We start from the raw sequence: 23,813 nt of genomic DNA, 5'->3' as shown, positions 1-23,813 counted from the left end.
TGATTACATCCCTGCGTCGGTGGTTGTCGCCTGCTGGCGTTCCAGGCGCGCGATCCGGCGACGCAGTGGCAGGACCACACTGGCCGCTATCGCCATGCCCCCCAGCAGCACGCCGAGGAGCAGAGCTATCAGCAGGGCGACGCCAAGGCTGGTCGGTATCCGCGCGGCTCCGAGGTCAACGATCGTCGCCTGACGATTGAGCGCACCGACGATCGCACCCAGGGCGATGCAGGCGAATGCGATGAGCAGGCGTATCACGCGCATGGACACCTCCGACTGGCTTCGGGCCATCGACGTAGCTTAATGGACGCACGGCAACGAGGCGATGCACCTCGCGGGAAAACTGTCGCCGCCGTGGCGATGGAACGGCCTGGGATCAGTCGTTCTCTTCGACGGGAATCACGCCACTGACGCGCTCGCGCAGTTCCTTGCCGGGCTTGAAGTGCGGAACATGCTTGCCGGGCAGCGCGACCGATTCGCCCGTCTTGGGATTGCGCCCCAGGCGCGGTGGACGGAAATGCAGGGAGAAGCTGCCGAAGCCTCGGATTTCGATCCGCTCGCCGGAGGAAAGCGCGCTGCCCATCATCTCGAGCAGAGCCTTCACCGCCAGATCCACGTCATCGCCCTTCAGGTGCGCCTGGCGCTGCGACAGGATCTCGATCAGTTCGGACTTGGTCATGACGTGGCTTCGCTCCCCTGACTACCGGTGGACGCACCCCACTGCGTCCTCCCCGATCGACCCGACCGGGCCGGATCGCCTTACAGACCGAAGGCGACCCGGCATGCCGGGCCGCCTTCGTTGTTTCAACAACTTAGCTCAACAGGTGCGGGATTACTCGCCCTTGTTGCCCAGCTGTTCGCGCAGCAGCGCGCCCAGCTTGGTGGTACCGCTGGCGGCTTCGGCCGAGGCGCGGTTGTAGTCCGCCAGGGCTTCCTGCTGCTCGGCTTCGTCCTTCGCCTTGATCGACAGCTGCATGGTGCGGCCCTTGCGATCGTTGCCGATGATCTTGGCTTCGATCTCCTGGCCGACCTTCAGGTGCTGCGAGGCGTCGTCGATGCGTTCGCGGGCGATGTCGCGGGCGGCGATGTAGCCTTCCACGCCACCTTCCAGCTCGACCGTCGCGCCCTTGGCGTCGACTTCCTTCACCGTGCCCCTGACGATCGAACCCTTGGCGTTGGAAGCCACGAACTGACCCATCGGATCCTGCTCGAGCTGCTTGACGCCGAGCGAGATGCGCTCGCGTTCCGGATCAACGGCCAGCACCACGGCTTCCAGCGTGTCGCCCTTCTTGAAGTTGCGCACGATGTCTTCGCCGGTGGTGTTCCAGCTGATGTCGGACAGGTGGACCAGGCCGTCGATGCCGCCATCCAGGCCGATGAAGATGCCGAAGTCGGTGATCGACTTGATCTGGCCCGACACCTTGTCGCCCTTCTTGTGGATCGCCGCGAAGGTTTCCCACGGGTTGCTGGTGACCTGCTTCATGCCCAGCGAGATGCGGCGGCGCTCTTCGTCCACATCGAGGACCATGACCTGAACTTCGTCGCCGACCTGCACGATCTTCGACGGGTTGACGTTCTTGTTGGTCCAGTCCATTTCGGAGACGTGCACCAGGCCTTCGACGCCCGGCTCGATCTCGACGAACGCGCCGTAATCGGTGACGTTGGAGACCTTGCCGAACACGCGGGTGTTGGCCGGGTAACGACGGGCGATGTTGTCCCACGGATCCTCGCCCAGCTGCTTGAGGCCCAGCGAAACACGGTTGCGCTCGCGGTCGTACTTGAGCACGCGGACGTCCAGTTCCTGGCCGACTTCGACCACTTCGGACGGGTGACGCACGCGCTTCCACGCCATGTCGGTGATGTGCAGCAGGCCGTCGATGCCGCCGAGGTCGACGAACGCGCCGTAGTCGGTGAGGTTCTTGACCACACCCTTCAGCACGGCGCCCTCGACCAGCTTCTCGAGCAGCTGCTCGCGCTCTTCCGAATGTTCGCTCTCGACCACCGCGCGGCGGGAGACGACGATGTTGTTGCGCTTGCGGTCCAGCTTGATGAGCTTGAACTCGAGTTCCTTGCCTTCGAGGTAGGACGAGTCGCGCACCGGGCGCACGTCGACCAGCGAACCCGGCAGGAAGCCGCGGACATCCTTGATGTCGACGGTGAAGCCGCCCTTGACCTTGCCGCTGATGCGGCCGGTGATGGTGGCGTTGGCCTGGAGAGCTTCTTCCAGCTCGTCCCACACCATCGAACGCTTGGCCTTCTCGCGCGAGAGCACGGTTTCGCCGAAGCCGTTCTCGATCGAGTCGAGGGCGACCTTGACTTCGTCGCCGATGCCCACGTCGATTTCGCCGGCGTCGTTCCGGAACTGTTCGATCGGCACGATGCCTTCGGACTTGAGGCCGGCATTGATGACGACGACGTCACCACGAACGTCGACGACGGTACCGACGACGATCGAGCCCGGCTTCAGCTTGGCCAGATTGGTCTGGCTCTGTTCAAACAGTTCGGCAAATGATTCGGTCATTGAAATTACTCGGTTGAACACACGGGTCGCGGACGGGGGACGGCAGACTCGAAGCGAATCCACCAGGATCCGGCGACCCACCCGTTGTGCGGTGCAGTCGGGAGTGACGCACCAGTGGTTGGAATCCCATCGCAGGATTGCGCCGGGGGCTTGTCTGCCGCGATGGACTCTCGCTCAGTGGCCGGGCAACAGCGCCAGCACCTGTTCGACGACCGTGTCGATCGCAAGACCGGTGGTGTCGATACGGACGGCGTCATCGGCCGGCCGCAACGGCGCCACGGCACGCTGGGCGTCACGGGCGTCGCGGGCGAGAATCTCCCGCAGCAGACCGCTCAATGTAACGGAAACCCCTTTTTCCATCAACTGCTTATAGCGTCTTTCTGCCCTTTCCTCGGCACTGGCGGTCAGGAATACCTTGTAGGCGGCATCCGGGAAGATGACGGTCCCCATGTCCCGTCCGTCGGCCACCAGCCCGGGGGACTGCCGGAAAGCCCGCTGGCGATCCTTGAGGGCGGAGCGGACTTCCGGAATGGCGGCGATGGCGGAGGCGGCCGCTCCGGCGGTCTCGGTCCGCAGTTCGTCGGTGGCATCCACCGAATTGACCATCACCCGCAGCTCGCTGGCCGTTTCCCGGAACTCGATGGTGGTATCGAAGGTGCACCGGACCAGGGCCGCATGGTCGTCGAGGTCGATGCCCTCCCACCCGGCAGCCACCCCGACCGCCCGGTACAGGGCGCCGGAATCGAGGTAATGCCAGCCCAGACGCTGGGCGACGAGGCGGCTGATGGTGCCCTTGCCGGAGCCGGAGGGGCCGTCGATCGTGAGTACGGGAATGGTGTCGGTCATCGGAGCATTATGCCGGGGCTACGCAAGCCGCCCTTCGCCGGCCGGCCGGTGCGAACCGGCGGATCGCGCAACCACTTGATCTTCCGACAGTTTGCCCCTTAGAATCGCGGGCTTCGTTTCGCCCCACCGTCTTTTCACCCATTTCGTCCGAGGTCTGTCATGAAGGTCCTGTCCTCCCTGAAGTCGGCGAAGGCCCGCCACCGCGACTGCAAGGTCGTCCGCCGCCGTGGCAAGGTCTTCGTGATCTGCAAGTCGAACCCGCGCTTCAAGGCTCGCCAGCGCTAAGCGCCAGCGATCGCCGTTCGACCGGAAGGCCGCCGCAAGGCGGCCTTTTGCGTTTCCCAAGGCCAGATCCGCGTGCGAAACCGTGACGGCGTCTTGCTGCCGTCGCTTGCACGCTTGTGCGTACAATCGCCCGTCCACTGGGGAGTGCCACGCTAATGAAAGCCCGTATCGCCGTCCCGATGTTCGCCCTCCTGGCCTTGGCCGGAACCGCCTCGGCCCAGACCGATACCCAACCCGCCGCGGCCGACGTCCCGCCCGCCACTACCGAGACCCAGACCAGCACGCTGCTGATCGAGCGCGTGCAGGAAGAAAACAAGGCCGCCATGCCCGTCCGTGGCCAGACCATGGCCCAGGTCGAGGCGAAGTACGGCGCGCCCTCCGACAAGCTCGACCCGCGCGGCGGACAGAAGCGCCAGTGGCCCACGATCAACCGCTGGGTCTACCCGGCCTTCACCGTCTATTTCGAGAAGAGTCGCGTCATCGACGTCGTCGCCAACAAGGCCGACGCCAGCGAGATCGGCCCCAAACCCCCGATCAAGTAACGATCCGACGCACCATCGGACCACCGGACGGCGGGTATCATGCCCGCCGTTTTTCTTTGCCCCACTCCAATGAATCCAGCTCCTCCTCGCTTCCCCGCGGAATGGGAACCCCAGTCCGCCATCCTCATCGCCTGGCCCCACGCCGACACCGACTGGGCGGATCGACTGGGCGAAGTCGAGGAGACCTACATCGCCCTGGTCGCCGCGATCACGCGCTTCCAGCCGGTGCTGGTCTGCGTGGCCGACGACGACCTGCAGACCTACGCCGAAGCGCGACTGCGCTCGGCCCGGGTGGACCTGTCCCGCGTGCACTTCCTTCCGGCCGGGTACGACGACACCTGGCTGCGCGACTCGGGCCCGATCACCCTGCGCGACGGCGCCGGTTTCCGCCTGCTCGATTTTCGCTTCACCGGCTGGGGCGGCAAGTTCGAAGCCAGCCGCGACGACCAGCTGGTCGAGCATCTCGATCAGGCAGGAACTTTCTTGAAGAGTTCACGGCAACCGATTGATTTTGCGCTGGAAGGTGGCGCAATCGAAACCGATGGCGACGGCAGCCTCCTGAGCACCTGGCGCTGCCTGCACGAACGTCACCCGGCCGCGAGCCGCGACGACATCACCCGCAAGCTCGCCGGTTGGCTGCATCAGGATCGCGTGCTGTGGCTCGACCACGGCTACCTGGAAGGCGACGACACCGACGCGCACATCGACACCCTCGCCCGCTTCGCCGCGCCGGACGCGATCGTGTTCCAGGCCTGCGACGATCCGGCCGACTCGCACTTCGCCGAGCTCAAGGCGATGGCAGATGAAATAGCGGCGTTGCGAACCCGCGACGGTCAGCCCTACCGGTTGTTCCCGTTGCCATGGGCGAAACCGGTGATCGACGAAGGCCGCCGCCTGGCCGCCAGCTACGCCAACTTCCTCATCATCAACGGCGCCGTGCTGATGCCCGCCTACGGCGACGCGGCCGATGCGAAGGCCCAGGCCGTTCTCGCCGAAGCCTTCCCCGATCGTGAAGTCGTCGCGGTCCCCTGCCGCCCGCTGATCTGGCAGAACGGCAGCCTGCACTGCATCACCATGCAGCTGCCCGCCGGCGTCGTGGCAGCCTGATTTCGCCGGTCCGAAGCCGCGCCCATGCCACGCTACGTAGCCTTCCTTCGCGGCGTCAGCCCGATGAACGCGAAGATGCCGGAGCTCAAGCGCTGCTTCGAAGCCGCGGGCTTCACCAACGTCAGGACCGTGCTGTCGAGCGGGAACGTGGTCTTCGATGCCACCTCGCGCTCCGAGCTTGCCCTCGCGCGCAAGGCCGAGGCCGCGATGACGGAATCGCTCGACCGCAGCTTCTGGACGGTGGTGCGTCCCGTGGCGCGGCTTCAGGCGCTGATCGATGCCGATCCGTTCCGGAACTTCCGCCTGCCGGCCACGGCAAAACGCGTCGTGACGTTCCTGCGCGAACCGTTCGACCCGCCACCGAAGCTGCCGCCCGAAAAGGACGGTGCCCGCATCCTCGCGATCCAGGGCGCCGAGATCTTCACCGCGTACACGCCCGTGCCCGGAACGCCCGCGTTCATGGCCTTGCTCGAGAAGACCTTCGGCAGCGCGATCACCACCCGCACCTGGGATACCGTCAGGAAGTGCGCCGCGGCCTGAGCGCCTACAATTCGCCCATGAAGAAGACCACCCTGCCCGTCGCCCTGATCCAGGAGCGCAACCACGGCGACGCCGACGCCAACCTCGCCGTGATCGAAACCCGTGTCGCCGAAGCGGCCAGGCGCGGCGCGCGACTGGTGCTGTTGCAGGAACTGCATAACGGCCCGTACTTCTGCCAGCACGAGAACGTGTGCGAGTTCGACCTCGCCGAAACCATTCCCGGCCCGAGCACCGAGCGCCTGGGTGCTTTGGCGAAGCAGCACGGCATCGTGCTGGTGAGTTCGTTGTTCGAGAAGCGTGCGACCGGCCTCTACCACAACACCGCCGTGGTCTTCGAAAAGGACGGCTCGACCGCAGGCAAGTACCGCAAGATGCACATCCCGGACGATCCGGGCTTCTACGAGAAGTTCTACTTCACCCCGGGCGACATCGGCTTCGAGCCGATCAACACCTCGGTGGGTCGCCTCGGCGTGATGGTCTGCTGGGACCAGTGGTATCCGGAAGGCGCGCGCCTGATGGCGCTGGCCGGCGCGGAACTGCTGCTCTATCCCACCGCGATCGGCTGGGATCCGGACGACGAACAGCCGGAGAAGGATCGCCAGCGCAATGCCTGGATCCTGAGCCACCGCGGCCATGCCGTCGCGAACGGCCTGCCCGTGCTGTCGTGCAATCGCGTCGGGCACGAAGCCTCGCCGCTGGGCACGTCGGGCATCCGGTTCTGGGGTTCGAGTCACGTGCTCGGCCCGCAGGGCGAATTCCTCGCCGAGGCGAACCAGAACGAGCCCGAGATCCTCATGTGCGAAGTGGACATGGAACGCAGCGAGCACGTCCGCCGCATCTGGCCGTTCCTGCGCGACCGGCGCATCGACGCCTACGGCGACCTGCTCAAGCGCTACCGCGACTGACATATCCATCGCGCAGCCGTCAGTTTCGGCCGACCTGGTGCTGCGCCACGCCCAGGCCACCGACATGGCGGCCATTTCCGCGCTCTATGCCGGCGAGGTCCTCGACGGCGTCGCCACGTACGAGTACGTGCCACCCGACGAGGCCGAGATGACGCGTCGCTGGCAGGCCATCGTCGTGCAGGGTTATCCGTATGTGGTCGCCGAATACGCTGGCCGGTTCGCCGGCTACGGCTACGCCAGCAGCTACCGCATGCGTGAGGGCTACCGCTGGACCGTCGAGGACACCGTCTACGTGCACCCGGAGCTGCATGGCCGCGGCATCGGTCGGGCCTAGCTGGCCCATCTGATCGCGACGTGCAGCGGGATGGGCTGTCGACAGATGGTCGCGGTGATCGGCGACCGCTCGAACGTGGCTTCGATCGCCCTCCACGAACGGATGGGATTCCGCACCGTCGGCATCTTCGAAGGCCTGGGACGCAAGCACGGTCGCTGGCTCGATACCGTGCAGATGCAGCGCCCGCTGGGCCAAGGCGTCCTGACCGGGCCTGACGACCGCTGATCCGCTCCATCGGCTTCCGGCCGACGAGCGGCGAACCACGAACGAACGATCGTGCTATTTTTCGCGCCATGTCCGCACTGACCGCCACTTCGAAAGGCACCGCCACCCGTGAGGCCATCATCGAGCGGGCCTACGAGATGGCCCGGGTCTCGGGGGTCGAAGGCCTGTCCATCGGCCCGCTGGCCCAGGCCGTGGGCATGTCGAAGAGCGGCGTCTTCGCCCATTTCGGCTCCCGCGAGGACCTCCAGCTGGCCGTCATCGAATCGGCCGCCACCCGCTTCGGCGAAGCGGTGCTCGGGCCTGCCCTTGCACAGCCCCGCGGGCTCCCGCGCCTGCGGGCGATCATGCACAACTGGTTCGAATGGGTGCGCTCCACCAACCGCGGCGGTTGCGTCCTGATGAGTTCGGTGACCGAGTACGACGACCGTCCGGGCCTACTGCACGACCAGGTCGCCCGCAACGAAGCGCGCTGGCGCGATGTGCTGCGCCGGGCCATCGAACTGGCCATCGAGTGCGGCCACCTGCGCCCCGGCGACAGCGAGCAGTACGCCTTCGAGCTCTATTCGATTCCGTTGACCGTCCACCACCAGTCCGGGCTGTTCGGGTACGACCACGCCCGCGCCCTGGGCGAACGCGCCGTCGAACGCTGGTTCGCCGCCAATTCCGCCTGACCCCCACGAGGTATCCGCCATGGCCGTCGTCGCCCCCCATCGCTCGCCCTCGATTAGCACGATCGTTCGTAATCTTTTGCCGCTCTACGCGGTCCGTTTCGAATTCCTGCTGGGCGCGTGGCTCGCTCCCGAAGCCGTCGTGCGCAAGGCCGGCCGCCTCTTCACCCGCCCCTTCACCTCCTCGCGTACACGTGCGATGGCCGCGCCGACCTGGGGCGCCGACGAACTCGAACTCGACATCGACGGCACCCGCATCCATGCCTACGTCTGGGGCGATCCCCACCGCCAGCCCTACGTGCTGTTCGCGCACGGCTGGTCCAGCCACGGCACGCGCATCGCGTCCTGGCTGAAGCCCCTGCGCGACGCGGGTTACGCGATCGTCGCGTTCGACCAGGCCGCACATGGCCGCAGCAGCGGGACCTACACCACCCTGCCCGACTTCACCTGCCACCTGCTAGCGGTCGGTCGCCATTTCGGCCCGGCAGCGGCCGTGATCGGCCACTCGCTCGGCGGTGCGGCAAGCGCATTGGCGCTGGCGCGCGGGCTGGACGCGCAGCGGGCGATCCTGATCGCTCCGGCCGCGGATCCGCTGGCGGCCGTCGAACGCTTCTCGCGTTTCGTCTGGCTGGCCGGATATCTGGGACGCCGCATGTTCGCGCGCTTCGAGCAGGCGATGCGCTTCGATGCGGACGACCTGCAGGCGCATAACAACGCGCCGAAGATCGGTCGCCCGGCGCTGATCGTGCACGACGTCGAAGATCGCGAAGTGCCCTGGTCGGAAGGCGAACGCTACGCCCGCTTCTGGCACGACTCGCGACTGCTGAGCACCCGCGGCCTCGGCCACAACCGCATCGCCGACGACGCCGGCGTGATCGCGGCGGCGCTGCGCTTTCTGGGCGGGGAAACGGTGGGCGAACGCGTGGTCTCCAGCCCCAACCTGCCCTACGGCTTTGCCTGAACCGGCGCAGGCGCATCGGGCGTGCGCATTCGGGCATCGGTGCACCGGAACGACTATGCTGCGCGGCCGCCGGAAGAAATCCGGCGTTCCGCCCGCATCCCGATTCGTCGATGACCGCTGAAACCACCGCCACAACGCCCGAGCATTTCCTCGCCACGCAACCGCATGCCATCGTCGAACGCGATGGCGTCCGCTACACGCTGCTGGGCACGGCGCACGTCTCGCGCGCCAGCATCGATGCGGTGAAGGAAGCGATCGGTACCGGCCGGTTCGATGCGGTGGCGGTCGAACTCGATCCGCCGCGCCTGCAGGCGCTGACCGATCCCGAAGCCCTCGCCAAGCTCGACCTGATCCAGGTGATCCGCACCGGCCGCGTGGCGATGTTCGCCGCCAATCTCGCCCTGTCCGCCTACCAGCGCCGCCTCGCCGAACAACTGGGCATCGAGCCCGGCGCCGAATTGAAACAGGCCGTCCTCGACGCACGCGAGCGCAATCTCCCGGTGCACCTGATCGATCGCGAAGTCGGCCTTACCTTCAAGCGCGCCGCCGCCAGGCTCGGCTTCTGGGGACGCATGAAACTGGGCAGCGGACTGGTCGCGGGTCTGTTCGCCAGCGACGAGGTCGGCGCCGACGACATCGAAAAGCTCAAGCAGGGCGACATGCTGGAGTCGAGCTTCAGCGAATTCGCCAGCAGCAGTCCGGAGCTGTACGAAGGCGTGATTGCCGAGCGCGATCGCTACATGGCCGCGCGCCTGCGCGAAACGCACGGCGATGCGCGCGAAGTCCTGGCCGTGGTCGGCGCTGGCCACCTGCAGGGACTGGCCAGGCATCTGCGCGAAGAGACCCGCGATCCGGTGGCGATCCGCGAAGAACTCGAAATCGTGCACCAGAAGAGCAAGGTGCCCTGGTTCACCCTCGTGCTGTCGGCGATCCTGCTGGCGGGCCTGGGATGGGGCTTCAGTCATGGCGGCCTGAAGCTGGGCACCGACGTGCTACTGCAGTGGATCGCCATCACCGCGGGTCTCACCGCGCTCGGTTGCGCCATCGCGGGCGGCCATCCCCTGAGCGTGCTCGCGGGCGCGGCAGCCGCACCGTTCAAACCCTTCCGTCCCGCAATGCCCTCGGGTGCGTTCAGCGCACTGGTGGAGGCGCGCCTGCGCAAACCGACCTACGCCGACTTCCTGGCCCTGCGCGAAGATGCGCAGACGCTGCGCGGCTGGTACCGCAACCGCGTCTCCCGCGTATTGCTCAACTTCATGCTGACCTGCTTCGGCACCATCGCAGGCGAATGGATCGGCCTGGCACGCATCGTCGGCAAGTTCGTCAGCTGAAAACAGATCGGCCCACTCCTGCGGGAGTGGGGCCGATTCGCCGTTTCCATCCGGGCCCTCGCGGGCCCGTTTTTTCTGCTTCACTTACTCGGGCAGGACCGCCGTCACCGATGCGCCTGGCATGGCCAATTCGCGCTTGCCACGGGCGCGCTTGATGATGCGCACCGTGCCCGCGCGCAGATCGTCCAGGAGCGCGTAGATCGTCGGCAGGAACAGCAGGCTGACGATCGTCGAGAACGCCAGGCCGCCGGCGATGGCGCGGGCCATCGGGTAGTACGCCGGACCATCGCCGCCCATCTGCGTGCCGCCGATCGCGATCGGCACCATCGCCAGGATCGCCGTGCCCATCGTCATCAGGATCGGGCGCAAGCGCTCCTTGCTGCCCTCCACCAACGCCTCGGTGCGCGACAGGCCGCGACGCCGCAGGTTGTTGATGTGTTCGATCATCACGATGCCGTTGTTCACCACCACGCCCATCAGCACCAGGATGCCGATGAAGGCCATGATGTTGAACTCGGTACCCGTGATCCAGAACAGCCAGAACACACCGAACACCGAGAACAGCACGCCCGACATGATCGCCGACGGGAACAGCAGCGATTCGAACACCGCCGCCATCACGATGTAGATCAGCACCAGTGCGATGGCGAGGTTGAAGAACATCTGCCCCATCGCCTCGTCATCGTCGCCGAAGCCACCACCTTCGAAGGTGTAGCTGTAGCCGGCCGGGAACGACACCGACTTCAGCGTCTCCTCGATCGCCTTGCGCGCTTCCGGCATCGTCACCTTGTCCGGCAGGCCGGCGGTGATCGTCAGCGTGGTCTGGCGGTTGGCGCGCTTGATCGACGTCGCCGCCGGTCGCACGTTCACATCGACCATGGCGAGCAGGGGCACGGTACGGCCATCCGGCGCGCGGACCATGAAGGACGCGATGTCCTCGACGCCATACTTGTCCGCACCGGCGAAGCGCACCCACACCGGCACCTCGCTGTCGCCCTTGCGGAACTCGCGCAATGGCGCGCCGCGCAGCGCGAGCCCGACGAACTGCGACACCTGCTGCGCACTGAAGCCGAACGCCGCCGCGCGCTCGCGATCCACGCGGACGTTGAGCTCGCTGTTGGTATCGCCGATATCGACGCGCACGTCGCGCAGCTCCTTGCGCTTGGACAGGATCGGCACGATGTCGCGACCGAGATCGGCCAGCGTCTGCGTGGAATCGCCAACCAGGAATACCTGCGCCTTCTGACCGGGTCCGCCACCGCCGGGACCATCCTGGCCGCCGGCACCGATCGACGCGCGCGCCGACTTCGGCAGTTCCTTGCTGATCTTGTCGACCAGCGGCTTGATCGCTCCGGCATCGTCGGCAAACGTGATGCGCGTGCCGGCGAAACCCTGCTCGCTGTACCAGGAATAGACCTGCTGGATGTGGAAACGCTTGCGGTTGGCGTCGAAGAACGCCTCGACACGCGCCACCTCGTCCGACATCTGCTCCTTGGTGTAGCTGCCGTTCCACTGGTAGTAGAACTCGGTCTCCTTGCCCTCTTCGCCGCCGAACATGTTCACCTTGGTCATCTTCATGGGAATGAAGCTGACGAAGATGATGAGCAGGATGCCCAGGATGCTCTTGCCGCGGTGCTCCAGCGTCCAGCGCAGCAGGCCGGCGTAACGCCGCTGCAGGCGCGGGATCAGGCCGCCTTCGTTGCGGACCGCCGGCGGCGTCTTCAGGCGCGCGGAGATCATCGGGATCAGGCTCACCGCCACCAGCCACGACGCCAGCAGCGACACCGAGATGGTGATCGCGATCTGCGACATGTAGATGCTGATGAAGTTGCGCTCGCCGAACAGGTTCGGCACGAACACGATGCAGTGGCACAGCGTGCCCGCCGACAGCGCGATCGCCACGTGGCGCGTGCCCAGGATGGATGCCAGGCGCGGCTGGTCCGGCATCTTCTCGCGTTCCTGGTAGATGCTCTCGACGACCACGACGGCGTTGTCGACCAGCATGCCGACCGCAAGCAGCAACCCCATCATCGACAGGATGTTGAGGGTGACGCCGGTGAAGTACATGAAGCCCAGCGTCATCACGAAGCAGATCGGAATCGCCAGGGTCACCATCAGCGTCGACGGCCAGTGGCGCAGGAAGAAGAACAGCACCGCGATCGACAGCAACAGGCCGATGCCACCGGCTTCGGCCAGTTCCAGCAGCGACTTGGTGACGTTCTCGCCCTGGTCCTCGATGATCTTGACCTGCACGCCCTGCAGCGCGGGCTCGTTCTGGATCGCCTTGACCTCGTTGAGCGCGTTCTTCGAGACCTCCACCAGGTTCGCGTTGCGTTCCTTGAAGATGTCCAGGCCCACGGCGGGATGCCCGTCGAGGCGACGGCCCATGTCCATGCGCGAGGGTTTCAGGCGCACGTCGGCGATGTCGCCCAGGCGGACACCGTTGGCGACGGGGAGATCGCGCAACTGCTGCAGGTCCGCGAGTTCGCCGACGGGCTGCACGCGCAGGCGGCGACCGCCGTCCTCGATCTCACCGGCAGACACCGAGAAATTCAACGCCTGCAGGCTCTTGGTCAGATCGTTCAGGCCGATGTTGTGCGCGGTCAGCCGATCCGGCTGGATCGCGACCTCGACTTCGTTCGGCGGCGCGCCGGAAATCTCGACGCGGGCGACGCCCGGAATCCGCTCGAGGCGACGCTTGAACTCGCGATCGATCAGTTCGTAGGCATTGACCAGGTTCTGCGACTGGCTGGCCAGGCGCACGCGAAGCACGGGCTGGTCGGTCGTGGAGAACTTGAAGACGAAGTAGCGCTGCAGGTCATCCGGCAGGTCGGCGCGAATGGCATCGATGCGTTCGCGTGCCTCGGAAGCCGCGATGGCGACATCGCGGTTCCAGTCCTTGAACTGCATGAAGATCTGCGCGTTGTCCGCCTTGGCCTCGGAGTCCATGCGCTTGATGCCGCTCATGGTCGACATGGCCTCTTCGACCGGACGCAGCACGGTGCGCTCGACCTCTTCGGGCGTCGATCCCGCGTACGGGATCTGCACGAAGATGAAAGGCGGCGATACTTCGGGGAAGGCCTCCAGCGGCAGGCGGATCGCCGCAATGAGGCCGACCACGAACAGCGACACGAAGAACATGATCGCCGTGACGGGACGCTTGATGCTCAGCTCGGCGACGCTCATGCGGCTGCGCTCCCGTTGCGTTGGGCTGCAATGATCATCCTGCCGCCTCCGGATCCGCATCGATGGCGGCAGCGGTTTCGGCCTTCTCGCGGCGGGCACGCAGGCCACGCTCGCGGTAGTACGCGTCGGAGCGACGATCCAGCAGGTCGTAGACCACCGGGATGACGATCAGGGTCAGCATCGTCGACACCAGCAGACCGCCGATCACCGTGATCGCCATCGGCGAGCGCACTTCCGCGCCCTCGCCGAAGGCCAGGGCCAGCGGCAGGAAGCCGAACAGGGTGCAGGTGGTGGTCATGATGATCGGGCGCAGTCGCGAACGGGCGCCTTCGATCAGCGCATCGTGCTTGGCGACACCATCCTCGCGCAGCTGGTTGACCTTGTCGATCAGGATGATCGCGTTCTTCACCACCAGGCCGACCAGCAGGATCAGGCCGATGAACACCACCACCGACACCGGCGAGCGCGTCAGCAGCAACGCGAGCACCGCGCCCACCAGGGCCAGCGGGATGGTGAACAGGATGACGAACGGGTGCAGCAGCGATTCGAACTGCGAGGCCATCACCAGATAGACCAGGAAGATCGCCAGGCCGAAAGCGAACAGCAGCGAGTTCACCGACTCGGCCAGTTCCTCGCCCTGGCCGCCGATGTGCATGCGCACGTCGGCGCCCAGCGGCTGCGCCTGGACCATCTGCTGCACTTCCTGCACCGCGCCGCCCAGGTCGATGTCGCGCAAGTTCGCCGAGACGATGGCGACGCGGACCTGGTCGGCGCGATGGATTTCGCTGGGACCGGTGGTGGCGACGACGTCGGCCACCGAATCCAGCGTCACCGGACGCGCACTGTTCGGATTGACGATCAGGCGGCGGATGCTGTCCACCGACGCGCGATCGGATTCCTGCGCTCGCACCAGCACGTCGATCTTGCGGTCGCGGAAGCTGTAGCGCGTGGCCACGTCGCCGCGCACCTTCTTCACCACCACATCGGCGATCTGGCGCGTGGTCAGGCCCAGCGCAGCGGCGCGATCCTGGTCGAACCGGATCTGGATCTCGGGGAAGCCCTGCTCCACCGTCGACTTCACGTCGGCGTAGTGCGCGTTCTTGCGCAGCATCGCCGCCATCTTCTGGCCGGCCTTTTCGATCGTCGCGAGGTCATTGCCGCGCAGTTCGATTTCCAGCGGCGTGGAGAAGCTGAAGAGCTCCGGACGGGCGAAGTTGACCTGTGCGTTGGTGTGGCCGGCCATCGTGGCGCGCAGGCGCTCGGTTTCGGCCGCTTCGATCTCCTTGCTGCCGCCGTTGGCCATCACCACCGTGAGCTTGCCGATGTTTTCGCCGCTCTCGGTGGGATTGGCATCCAGTCGCGTGCCGCTGCCGGAGACGCCGTACAGCACGGAAATGCCGTCGTCCTTCGCATGCTGGCGCTGCAGTTCGCGCACTAGGTCGTCGGTGTCGCGCAGCGGCGTGCCCGGCGGCAGCTTGACGGTCATTTCGAAGCGGTCCTGGGCGAGCTGCGGGATCAGGTCCGCGCCCAGCATCGGCACCACGGCAAGCGTCAGCGCAAACACGACCGCAGCCGAGCCGAGTACCAGCCACGGCTTGCCCATCGCGGCGGGCAACAGCTTGAGATAGCCCTTCTCGGCGCGGTGATACGGCGCCATCGCCAGATCGCTGGCCTTGCGCATCACCGGACCGACCACGGCGCTCACGCCGCGCCACATCCGCACCACCAGCCAGGCGATGCCGAAGAAGCCGCCGCGCGACGCCGCGCCGATGCCATGCTCGACGGCCGCCACCGGCTTGAGCACGCGCGAGGCCGGCTGCCACTTCGGATGCGGCGCTTCTTCCGGGAACGCCATCGGCGCGCGGCCCTTGAGCGCGCTCAGCATCGGGATCAGGGTCATCGCCACGACCAGCGAGATCGCGATGGCAAGCGCCACGGTCAGCGCCTGGTCGCGGAACAGCTGGCCGGCAATGCCTTCGACGAACACCAGCGGCAGGAACACCGCGATCGTCGTCAGGGTCGAGGCGACCACGGCCATGCTCACCTCGCGCGTGCCCTGGATGGCCGCGTCGAGGATGCCCAGGCCGCGTTCGCGCGCCTTGGCGATGGATTCGAGCACCACGATCGAGTCGTCGACGACGAGGCCCGTGGCCAGCGCGAGGCCGCCCAGCGACATCACGTTGAGGCTCAGGCCCATCTGGCCCATGAAGAAGAACGTCGCAATGATCGAGACCGGCAGCGACAGGCCGATCACGAACGTGCTCCAGCCATCGCGCAGGAACAGGAAGATGATCAGGATGGCGAGGAAGCCGCCGATCACCGCATCCCACTTCACGTCGCTGATGGCATGGCGGATGAACTGCGACTGGTCGTCAATGGTGGTCAGCTCGACGTCCGGCGGAATCTGGTCCTTCAGCTCCTTCAGGCGGGCCTGGATCGCGTCGGCAGTGGCAACGGTGTTGGCGTCGCCTTCCTTGTAGACGGCCAGCTCGACCGCTTCCCTGCCGCCGAGGCGGATGATGGCTTCGCGTTCCTTGTGGCCCTGGCGGACTTCGGCGATGTCCTTCAGGCGCACAGGCATGCCACCGGCGACAACGGACGAGCTGCCCGAATTCGCGCTCTGCACCGACTGCGCTGCGGCCATCGCGGCCGCATTGCCGGTTGCCGCGGCCACGCGCGCCATTTCCGCAGCGGCACTCGCCGCGGCACCGCCGCCGGCCGACTGCGTGGTCACGAGCATCTCGCGGATTTCGTCCACGGTCGCGAACTGGTTGACCGTGCGCACGAGGTAGCGCTGCGAGCCTTCCTCGAGGCGGCCGCCGGAAATGTTGATGTTTTCCTGCTGCAGACGCTGGATCACGGTCTCGATCGGCAGGTTGAGCAGCGCCAGCTTCTGCTGGTCGATGTCGACCTGGATTTCGTCCTCGAGACCACCGCCGACCTTCACCGCGGCGACTCCGTCGACCGGTTCCAGCTTCTTCTTCAGGTCCTCTTCCGCGTAGCGACGCAGGGCGCCCAGTGCGCGCAAGGAATCGCCATCGGTCTTCGACGTCAGCGCAAGACGAAGAATCGGCTCCGTCGACGGATTGAAGCGCAGCAGCACCGGCTTCTTCGCTTCCAGCGGCAGCTGCACGACTTCCATCTTGTCGCGCACTTCGAGGCTGGCCTGGTCCATGTCGGTACCCCAGGCGAACTCGAGCACGACGTCGCTCTGGCCGGTGCGCGAAACGGACTTCAGCTTGCGCAGGCCCTTGACCACGCCGACGGCTTCCTCGACCGGCTCGGTGATCAGGGTTTCGATTTCGGTGGGTGCAGCACCGGTGTATTCGGTGCGCACCGTCAGCGTGGGATAGCTCAGGTCGGGCAGCAGGTTGACCTTGAGCCCGGACAGGGCAATCAGGCCGAACAGCACGAAGGTGAGAGTCACCATCGCCACCGTGACGCGGCGGCGCGTGGCGAACTCGATCAACCCCGATGAGGCTTGCGAGGTATGGCTCACGAGGGAGGCCTCCGGTCAGCGCTGCGCAGTGGCAGTGGCGGGCGCGGCGGACTCGGCCTTGGCACCCGGCTGCCCGATCACCTGCACTTCGGTGCCGTCGCGCAGGGCGGCCTTGCCGGCGATCACGACCTGCTCGCCCTGCTGGATGCCACTGCGGACTTCGGCCCATTCGCCGTCCATGTAACCGAGCTTGACCGGCACGCGGGCACTCTTCTTGTTGCGGACGACGAACACGGCCGGATCGGCTTCGTCTTCGAGCAGCGCGGCGCGCGGCACGACGAGCGCGTCGGCGCGCTGGTCGTAATCGATCCTGATGCGGCCGAACATGCCCGGACGCAGTGCATTGCCATCCGCGAACGCGCACACGACGCGGAAGGTGCCGCTACCCGAATCCACCACCGGCGACACGCGGTCGACCTTGCCGGTGAAACTCTTGCCCGGCAGCGCGTCGACGGCGAGTTGCACCGGCAGACCGGCCTTCAACGTGGCCAGTTCGCGCTCGGGCACGTTGAGCACGGCTTCCAGCCGCGACACGTCGACGATGCGCATGATCGGCGTGTTGATCTGCACGAAATTGCCCGCCTTGATCGAACGCGACGCGATCACGCCCGAGATCGGAGCGGTGACATTGGCGTACGCGAGTTCCAGGTTCGCGGCGTTGTTGGCCGCACGGGCGTTCTCGAGGTCGTAGCGCAGCTGGTCGATGTCGTTGGCGCTCATCAGCTTCTGCTCGGCGAGCTGCCTGGAGCGCGCGTAGTTCGCCTCGAGCTTGCGCATCTGGGCAGCGCTCTGCGCGGCGACCAGCGCCGTGCGGGCGGAGTCCAGCCGGACCAGGGTCTGGCCGGCATGCACGTACTGGCCTTCCTCGACCAGCACCTGCAGGGCCACGCCGGAGACCTTGGCGATGACCTGGGCCTCGGCGCGGGCCTCCAGCGGCGCGGTACCGGCGTAGCTGGCGGCCACGGCGCGGCGCGACGCCTGGGCGACTTCGACCGGAATCGCTTCGGGTCCCTTCTTCTTCGGGTCGTCCTTGCCATTGGCAGCGGCCTCGCCGCCGCCCTTGCAGGCGGACAGGGCCAGCACGCCGGTGACCAGCAGGCTGGTCAGCACGACGGGCACCTTGGAAAGAACGGGGCGGAACGGAGTCTGGCGCATGGGGGGCGGTCCCTGGGGCAACGGTTGAAGGGCGTTTTCCGGCTGTTTTCTGGCTGTATGCCGGTGTTGTATGTAGGTATATCACCCACCCGGAAAGCAGCCATCCGCCGAAGGTCATGGTGACTGCCGCCACGGGCCTGGAGCAGCCACCGGTCGGACGCATGCAAGCCTCCACTCCGACGCGGGCGGCGCTCACTGGGATGCGGAAAGAGGCACACGCGTTGCACGTTTCGCCTCGGCGATTTCGTGCGACATTTCGTCGGATCGGACAGCGCGGCTATACTTGCCGACTTGTGCGCCCCCGGAGACTGCGGTGCGGCGACACGACCCGATTCCACCAACAACAGCTTCGAGAGTGCGGATTACATGATGCGACCGCTGATGATCGCCGCCTGCCTCGCCCTGACCACGGCCGTCGCCTTCGCCGACGAACCGAAGCAGGAGCCGGCCGCCACCACCACCGCGGCAACGCCCGCACCTGCCGCAGCGACTCCGGCCGCTCTCAAGGGAGATGCCGCTGCCGGCAAGCAGCTGATCTACACCTGCCAGGGCTGCCACGGCATCACCGGCTACAAGAACGCCTATCCGAGCTACCACGTGCCGCGCATCGGCGGGCAGTCCGAGCAGTACCTGCTCAACGCCCTGACCGAATACAAGAAGGGCACCCGCAAGCACCCGACGATGCAGGCCCAGGCGCAGAGCTTCTCTGACCAGGACATCGCCAACATCGCCGCCTACCTGTCGAGCCTGAAGTGAGCAGCCTCCCCATGACGAAGCAGATCCTCGCCATCGCCCTGCTCACCGCCGCCGTCGCCCTGGCCGGCTGCAGCAAGTCCGAAGAAGCCACTGCCGAAGGCGCTGCCGCCGAAGGCGCGCACGAAGCCAAGTCCTCGTCGGCCGGCCTGCCCGCCGGCGACATCACGTCCGGCGAGAAGCTGGCCAGCGCCAAGAACGCCAAGACGGGCCAGGCCTGCATCGATTGCCACGGTGCGGAAGGCAACGCGCCGATCGATGCCACCTACCCCAGGCTTGCCGGCCAGTACGACGACTACATCGCGCATTCGCTGCAGGGCTACCGCGATGGACGGCGCGAACACGCGCTGATGTCGAGCCAGGCCGCGGGCCTGACGGACCAGCAGATCGCGGACCTGGCCGCTTACTTCGGTTCGCGCGCCGGCAGCTTGCGCGACCTGCAAAACGTGCAGTAAGCCGGGCAGACAGGTTCGAGAAAAGGCCCGCGTTTGCGGGCCTTTTCCTTTTTGGCGGATCGGTTCGTGTGCCCCGTGCTTCGGTGGCTCAGCGCACGTCGGCTCAGTCGTCCTGCGGCTTCACGCTGCCGTTGTCTTCCTGCAATTGCGGCTTGAACGGAATGTCCGGCGGCGGCCGCGCGACCGCGGGCTGTTCGTTGAGGTTCGGATCGGAAATGCCGCAGCCACCGCCCAGCTGCAGGATCGACACGATGCATTCGATCTTCTTGGTCGTGCCCGGGATGGGGATTGCCATCTTCTTGATGCCCTTGCGCACCCACTCGGCGAGCAGCGTCTCGTTGGGCAGCCAGTATTTGTCGAAGGTCGTGGGTTCGTAGTCGTTCGGCTTGCGCTTCAGCCAGGTGCCGGAACGATCCAGATCGACGATGCGATCGTCGATCGTTCCCGGCGGCTGGCCGGTATTGACCGGCTTTTCCGCCAGGCGCGGTCCGCCTTCCGAGTTGTACAGGCCCAGCGGCTCGCCGCGCTGGCCGCCGGGCACGTTGCGCGTGGATGCGCCCCAGTCGTCGTCCCGGGCGGGCGTGGGGAAGCTGCCGGGTGCGGCGACTGGCTTCGGGCCCTGTCCCGCCGCGGCGGTGGACGGCGTCTTGCCGCCGGGTGCGCTGGTGGTGGCAGGTGTCGTTCCCGTCGCCGCGCTCGTGGCGGCTGGCCGGGTGGAGCTGGGGGATGACGGCGTCCGGTCGGCGGTTTGCGATGCGGACGGTGAAGCGGCTGTGGGGGACGTCGCCGGAAGGGCACTGGGTGCCGGGATGTCCCGGGTGCGGACGCTGGCCTCAGGCGTGTGCAACGTCGGTTGTGCTACCGAGGGAGCCGGCACGGTGGAAAGCCGTGGTCTCGCTACCGGGCCGCCGACCTCGCGCTGGGCGACCTCGGGAATGCGCGCCTTCACCTGCGGTACCGCGATCGATTGCGGCTGCGGCGTTTCATGGCGTATCGGCTGCAGCGGTTCGGGTATTTCCACCGTCTGGAGCGGTGCAGTCGGCGCGGCGACCTGCGGCACCTGGATCTGCGGTTGCGTGATGCGCGGCGTCGGCGCGGTGAGCACGAACGCCGAGGTGTCGGGAGCCGGCGCGCTGACCGCCACATTCTGCTGCACCGGCGGCGCGGGCGGCACCTGCGGTTCCGGAACCTCGCGCTGTTGCACGTCGGGAAGCGGGACCTCGATCTGCGGCTGCGCCAGCGCAGGTCCCGCCGGTTGCGGCACCTCCGGCGCGGGTTCGGGTTGTGCCGTGGCTGCCGGCACCGATGCCGCTTCGGCCTGTTCCGCCTGTTCCGCCTGTTCCTGCGGTTGCTCCGGCGCCTGCCCGCCCCCCGCTTCTTCCGGCGTGCCGCGACCGATGAATTCGATCTGCACCACTTCTTCGCCGCGTCGCTTGGTCGCTTCTTCGAGGTAGAGCGATTGCGTGTACCAGAACCACAGCAACAGGATGCCGAAGACGAGGTGCCACACGGCACTGAATGCACCGGCGAACCAGCGCACCTTGCGATCTTCCGGCTCGGGTGCGTGCCAGTCCTGCCGCCACAGCGTGTTGAACGCCTGCCAGCGCGTCAGTTCACCGCTGCGACGCGGACGCTCCGCAAGCGGACGCTGCAGGAGGATCTCGATGATGGCCGGCGCGGTAGCACCCGTGATCGCACCCGCGCGCGCAGGCATGGATTCGAACCACTGCTGCCAGCCCGGGGGAAATTCCCCGGCCGGACGCCGGAGGTGGGGAGCGACAAGCTGCAGCCGGCGCTGCAGGGCGAGGATCAAATCGGCGGCGGTAAACAAGCGCCGCGATCCCCTCAGGCCGCGTCGCGCGGAATGTAGGGGGCGGCGCCGGTGTCGTGATCGGTTGCGTCACGCACCGCGGTCACGCCCGGCACCTTCTCCAGCAGGGTCTTTTCGATGCCCTGCTTCAGCGTCACGTCGGCCATGCCGCATCCGTGGCAACCGCCGCCGAAACGCAGCACCACCACGCCATCGGCCGTGACTTCCTGCACCGCGACGTTGCCCCGATGCGCCGCGAGTTGCGGGTTGATCTCGTTCTCCACGATCCAGTGCACGCGTTCCACCAGCGACGCCGAGTCGGCGGGCGCCTGGCCCTTGATCTTCGGCGCGCGGATCTGCAGCTGGCCGCCGGTGGTGCGGGTTTCGTAGTCGATTTCCGCGCCGTCGAGATAGCTCACGCTCGCCGCGTCCAGCCACAAGGTGAACCCTTCGCAATCCACCGCCCATTCGTCGCCCTGCAGGTCCGCGGGTTCGGCGAATTCGAGCCGCACGTCCGCACGCGCGGTGCCGGGATGGACGGCCGCCAGCCGCACGCCGAGACCGGGCAGCGCTTCGCGCTCGATGAGCTTGCGGAAATGATTCTGGGCGGACTCGGAGATGTTGATCATTGCGGCCTCTGCAATCCGTCGTGCTGCCGCTCTGGAGCGGCGCCGCGCAGCGGATTCGGAAATTCGGAGCGTCGGGCTATTCTAACGGGGTCCACGCGGCCTTAAGCCGCCACGTGCGTACCCTACGACATCCATGGATGCGCTTTCGTTCAGACGACGCGCACCCGTCGTTCCAGCCCCGGAAGGTAACCATGAGTGATCTCGTCCCCCTCGCCCAGGCCCATTGCCTGCCCCGTCGCGGCAGCGAGCACAAGCTCAGCGAGGCGCGCGTGCGCGAACTGCTGCCGGAAGTGCCCGGCTGGGAAGTGGTCGAGGACGGCCACGCAATCGCCAAGACGTTCGGCTTCGGCAACTACTACGAGACGATGGCGTTCGTGAACGCGCTCGCGTACATGGCCCATCGCGAAGACCACCATCCCGATCTCGGCGTCCACTACAACCGCTGCGTGGTGCGCTTCTCGACCCACGATGTCGGTGGCCTGAGCGAGAACGACTTCATCTGCGCGGCCAAGGTCGAAGCCCTGATGGCCTGAGGAGAGGAAGATGTCCGCCCTGCCCGATCCGATCCGCATGCGACGACTGGCCCGAAACCGCGCCCTGACGCTGGCATTCGCGGCGACGCTGATGTCGGCATGCCAGCAGGGTGCGCAGCCGCTTGAACCGGCTCCGCCCGCGCCCACGCAACCGATGGCGCAGGACACGCCGCCGCCCGACTATCCACCCGAACTCGCGTGCCGTCAGGTCGGCGGAACGGCGGTGCTCAACGTAGCCCTCGCGGCGAACGGCTATCCGGTGCGCATCGACATCGTCACCAGCAGCGGCAACAAGACGCTCGACGATGCCGCGGTCGCCGCCGTGCACGACTGGAAGTTCCGGCCCGCCACCTTGCGCGGCAAGCCGACGACGAGCCGCCTGCAGGTGCCGGTGACGTTCACGCCGCCGAACCCGCCACCGGACGAGTGCAACCAATACCTGTAGTCGGCCGACTTCCGTGGGGTCAGTCAGCCCAGGCGATCGAGCACGTCGATCAGCTCGGGCACCAGCGGCGCGTTGAGGAGATACGGCGACCTGCCGCCGTCAAGCGCGAACTCCAGCGTGGACGCATGCAGGAACAGCCGCTTCAGTGCCACCTGCTCGCGCAGCCGCCGGTTCGCATCCGGATCGCCGTACTTGTCGTCGCCCGCAATCGGATGCCCGATGTGCCGGGCGTGCACGCGGATCTGGTGCGTGCGCCCGGTTTCGATGCGCACCTCGCAATAGGACTGGCCGCCGCGGCGTTCGAGCACCCTGAAGTGGCTCAATGACGGTTTGCCGGCCGGGTTGACCTGCACATGCCGCTCGCCGCCCTGGCGCAGGCCGACATGCAGCGGGGCATCGACCGTCATCACGCCGTCCGGCATGCGACCGGTCAGCAGCGCGAGATAGCGCTTGGTGATGCCGCCTTCCTCGCGCATCAGCGCCTGCAGCTCGGTCAGGGCCGAGCGCTTCTTGGCCATGATCAGCAGCCCCGAGGTGTCGCGATCGAGCCGATGGACCAGTTCCAGGGATTGCTCCGGACGCAGCGCGCGCATGGTTTCGATCGCGCCGAAGGAAATGCCGCTGCCGCCATGGCTGGCCACGCCGGACGGCTTGTTCAGCGCGAGCAGGCGGGCGTCCTCGAACACGATCGCGGCTTCCATCGCCTTCAGGAAGCCGGGCGGGGGCGCGCCCTTGTCGCCGGCCTCGCCCAGGCGGACCGGGGGAATCCGCACCTCGTCGCCCGCCGCAAGCTTGCGCTCGGCCTTGGCGCGCCCGCCGTTCACCCGTACCTGCCCCGACCGCACCAGCTTGTAGACCAGCGAACGCGGCGCCCCCTTCAGCTGGCCCAGGAGGAAGTTGTCGAGGCGCTGGCCGTCCCGGTCGTCGGGCACGCGGACGGTACGGGCGCCCGGTCCGGGCGCGGCGGGGGTGTCTGAACGGGTCATCGGATGTGTGTTCTGCTACACTGAGGGCGCGAGATAAGGTTTTGATTTCGCTGGAGTTGCCACAACCCCCGGTCATCCGGAGAGGCTAGCTTCTGAA

21 protein-coding genes and 2 pseudogenes are annotated in these 23,813 nt (G+C 66.8%); 13 read left to right on the top strand and 10 right to left on the bottom strand.

Features of this window, described 5'->3' with window-relative positions:
- Positions 1-3: 3 nt before the first annotated feature.
- The 4 genes from ACFPN1_RS02195 to cmk form a co-directional block, all read right to left on the bottom strand.
- A complete protein-coding gene (locus ACFPN1_RS02195) occupies positions 4-264 on the bottom strand; it encodes a lipopolysaccharide assembly protein LapA domain-containing protein (RefSeq protein ID WP_386752595.1) in 261 nt (86 codons plus the stop codon).
- A 112-nt stretch (positions 265-376) separates the two neighbouring features.
- Positions 377-679 carry an integration host factor subunit beta gene (locus ACFPN1_RS02190; RefSeq protein WP_386752593.1) on the bottom strand — a complete coding sequence of 101 codons (303 nt, stop codon included), beginning with the start codon at positions 677-679 and terminating at the stop codon, positions 377-379.
- Between the two features lie 153 nt (positions 680-832).
- On the bottom strand, positions 833-2,521 hold the full coding sequence (rpsA, locus tag ACFPN1_RS02185) for a 30S ribosomal protein S1 (protein WP_386752591.1): 1,689 nt from the start codon (positions 2,519-2,521) through the stop codon (positions 833-835).
- Between the two features lie 174 nt (positions 2,522-2,695).
- Positions 2,696-3,367 carry a (d)CMP kinase gene (gene cmk / locus ACFPN1_RS02180; protein WP_386752590.1) on the bottom strand — a complete coding sequence of 224 codons (672 nt, stop codon included), beginning with the start codon at positions 3,365-3,367 and terminating at the stop codon, positions 2,696-2,698.
- Between the two features lie 159 nt (positions 3,368-3,526).
- On the opposite strand from cmk, the gene ykgO reads away from it, so the two are divergent.
- From ykgO to ACFPN1_RS02135, 9 genes and pseudogenes are all read left to right on the top strand, one after another.
- Positions 3,527-3,652 (top strand): type B 50S ribosomal protein L36, encoded by a 126-nt coding sequence (gene ykgO, locus ACFPN1_RS02175; RefSeq protein ID WP_010342887.1) that lies wholly within the window; start codon positions 3,527-3,529, stop codon positions 3,650-3,652.
- 155 nt (positions 3,653-3,807) lie between these two features.
- Positions 3,808-4,194 (top strand): hypothetical protein, encoded by a 387-nt coding sequence (locus tag ACFPN1_RS02170; protein WP_386752589.1) that lies wholly within the window; start codon positions 3,808-3,810, stop codon positions 4,192-4,194.
- A 69-nt stretch (positions 4,195-4,263) separates the two neighbouring features.
- Positions 4,264-5,301 (top strand): agmatine deiminase family protein, encoded by a 1,038-nt coding sequence (locus ACFPN1_RS02165; RefSeq protein ID WP_386752587.1) that lies wholly within the window; start codon positions 4,264-4,266, stop codon positions 5,299-5,301.
- Positions 5,302-5,325: 24 nt separating this feature from the next.
- Positions 5,326-5,841 (top strand): DUF1697 domain-containing protein, encoded by a 516-nt coding sequence (locus tag ACFPN1_RS02160; protein WP_386752585.1) that lies wholly within the window; start codon positions 5,326-5,328, stop codon positions 5,839-5,841.
- A 17-nt stretch (positions 5,842-5,858) separates the two neighbouring features.
- Positions 5,859-6,746 carry a carbon-nitrogen hydrolase gene (locus ACFPN1_RS02155; RefSeq protein WP_386752584.1) on the top strand — a complete coding sequence of 296 codons (888 nt, stop codon included), beginning with the start codon at positions 5,859-5,861 and terminating at the stop codon, positions 6,744-6,746.
- Between the two features lie 64 nt (positions 6,747-6,810).
- Positions 6,811-7,305 (top strand): annotated as a pseudogene (locus tag ACFPN1_RS02150) (N-acetyltransferase family protein).
- A gap of 68 nt (positions 7,306-7,373) precedes the next feature.
- A complete protein-coding gene (locus tag ACFPN1_RS02145) occupies positions 7,374-7,976 on the top strand; it encodes a TetR/AcrR family transcriptional regulator (protein ID WP_386752582.1) in 603 nt (200 codons plus the stop codon).
- A gap of 19 nt (positions 7,977-7,995) precedes the next feature.
- Positions 7,996-8,934: an alpha/beta hydrolase gene (locus tag ACFPN1_RS02140; protein WP_386752581.1), complete on the top strand. Its 939-nt coding sequence runs from the start codon at positions 7,996-7,998 to the stop codon at positions 8,932-8,934.
- A 110-nt stretch (positions 8,935-9,044) separates the two neighbouring features.
- Entirely contained in the window at positions 9,045-10,265 is a 1,221-nt protein-coding gene (locus ACFPN1_RS02135) for a TraB/GumN family protein (protein WP_386752580.1), read from the top strand.
- Between the two features lie 84 nt (positions 10,266-10,349).
- Here ACFPN1_RS02135 and ACFPN1_RS02130 read toward each other — a convergent pair whose 3' ends face one another.
- The 3 genes and pseudogenes from ACFPN1_RS02130 to ACFPN1_RS02120 form a co-directional block, all read right to left on the bottom strand.
- Positions 10,350-13,451, bottom strand: coding sequence for an efflux RND transporter permease subunit (locus tag ACFPN1_RS02130; protein WP_386752579.1), 3,102 nt, complete (start codon positions 13,449-13,451; stop codon positions 10,350-10,352).
- A gap of 34 nt (positions 13,452-13,485) precedes the next feature.
- Positions 13,486-16,923, bottom strand: a pseudogene (locus tag ACFPN1_RS02125) (efflux RND transporter permease subunit); the annotation flags it as partial.
- Positions 16,924-16,965: 42 nt separating this feature from the next.
- The gene (locus ACFPN1_RS02120) at positions 16,966-18,105 is read right to left on the bottom strand and encodes an efflux RND transporter periplasmic adaptor subunit (RefSeq protein ID WP_386752578.1); all 1,140 of its coding nucleotides are present in this window, start codon (positions 18,103-18,105) and stop codon (positions 16,966-16,968) included.
- A 369-nt stretch (positions 18,106-18,474) separates the two neighbouring features.
- Between ACFPN1_RS02120 and ACFPN1_RS02115 the strand changes: the two genes are divergently transcribed.
- Positions 18,475-18,861 (top strand): c-type cytochrome, encoded by a 387-nt coding sequence (locus ACFPN1_RS02115; protein ID WP_386752577.1) that lies wholly within the window; start codon positions 18,475-18,477, stop codon positions 18,859-18,861.
- An 11-nt stretch (positions 18,862-18,872) separates the two neighbouring features.
- Positions 18,873-19,313, top strand: coding sequence for a c-type cytochrome (locus tag ACFPN1_RS02110; RefSeq protein WP_386752576.1), 441 nt, complete (start codon positions 18,873-18,875; stop codon positions 19,311-19,313).
- Positions 19,314-19,416: 103 nt separating this feature from the next.
- On the opposite strand, the gene ACFPN1_RS02105 is transcribed toward ACFPN1_RS02110, so the two are convergent.
- Positions 19,417-21,027 (bottom strand): hypothetical protein, encoded by a 1,611-nt coding sequence (locus tag ACFPN1_RS02105; protein WP_386752574.1) that lies wholly within the window; start codon positions 21,025-21,027, stop codon positions 19,417-19,419.
- Between the two features lie 131 nt (positions 21,028-21,158).
- Positions 21,159-21,752 carry an NfuA family Fe-S biogenesis protein gene (locus tag ACFPN1_RS02100; RefSeq protein WP_386752572.1) on the bottom strand — a complete coding sequence of 198 codons (594 nt, stop codon included), beginning with the start codon at positions 21,750-21,752 and terminating at the stop codon, positions 21,159-21,161.
- Between the two features lie 191 nt (positions 21,753-21,943).
- Here ACFPN1_RS02100 and ACFPN1_RS02095 point away from each other — a divergent pair, with 191 nt between their 5' ends.
- Positions 21,944-22,285, top strand: coding sequence for a 4a-hydroxytetrahydrobiopterin dehydratase (locus ACFPN1_RS02095; RefSeq protein WP_386752570.1), 342 nt, complete (start codon positions 21,944-21,946; stop codon positions 22,283-22,285).
- A gap of 10 nt (positions 22,286-22,295) precedes the next feature.
- Complete coding sequence (locus ACFPN1_RS02090; protein ID WP_386752568.1) at positions 22,296-22,730, top strand: energy transducer TonB; 435 nt, start codon at positions 22,296-22,298, stop codon at positions 22,728-22,730.
- A gap of 23 nt (positions 22,731-22,753) precedes the next feature.
- On the opposite strand, the gene ACFPN1_RS02085 is transcribed toward ACFPN1_RS02090, so the two are convergent.
- A complete protein-coding gene (locus ACFPN1_RS02085; RefSeq protein ID WP_386752566.1) occupies positions 22,754-23,716 on the bottom strand; it encodes an RluA family pseudouridine synthase in 963 nt (320 codons plus the stop codon).
- Positions 23,717-23,813 lie beyond the last annotated feature (97 nt).

This window comes from Lysobacter yangpyeongensis, from assembly GCF_042655745.1.
In the GTDB taxonomy this organism is placed as follows: Bacteria; Pseudomonadota; Gammaproteobacteria; order Xanthomonadales; family Xanthomonadaceae; genus Agrilutibacter; species Agrilutibacter yangpyeongensis.
Note: the sequence above shows the minus strand (reverse complement) of the source record. Positions and strands in the feature narration are given on the sequence as shown.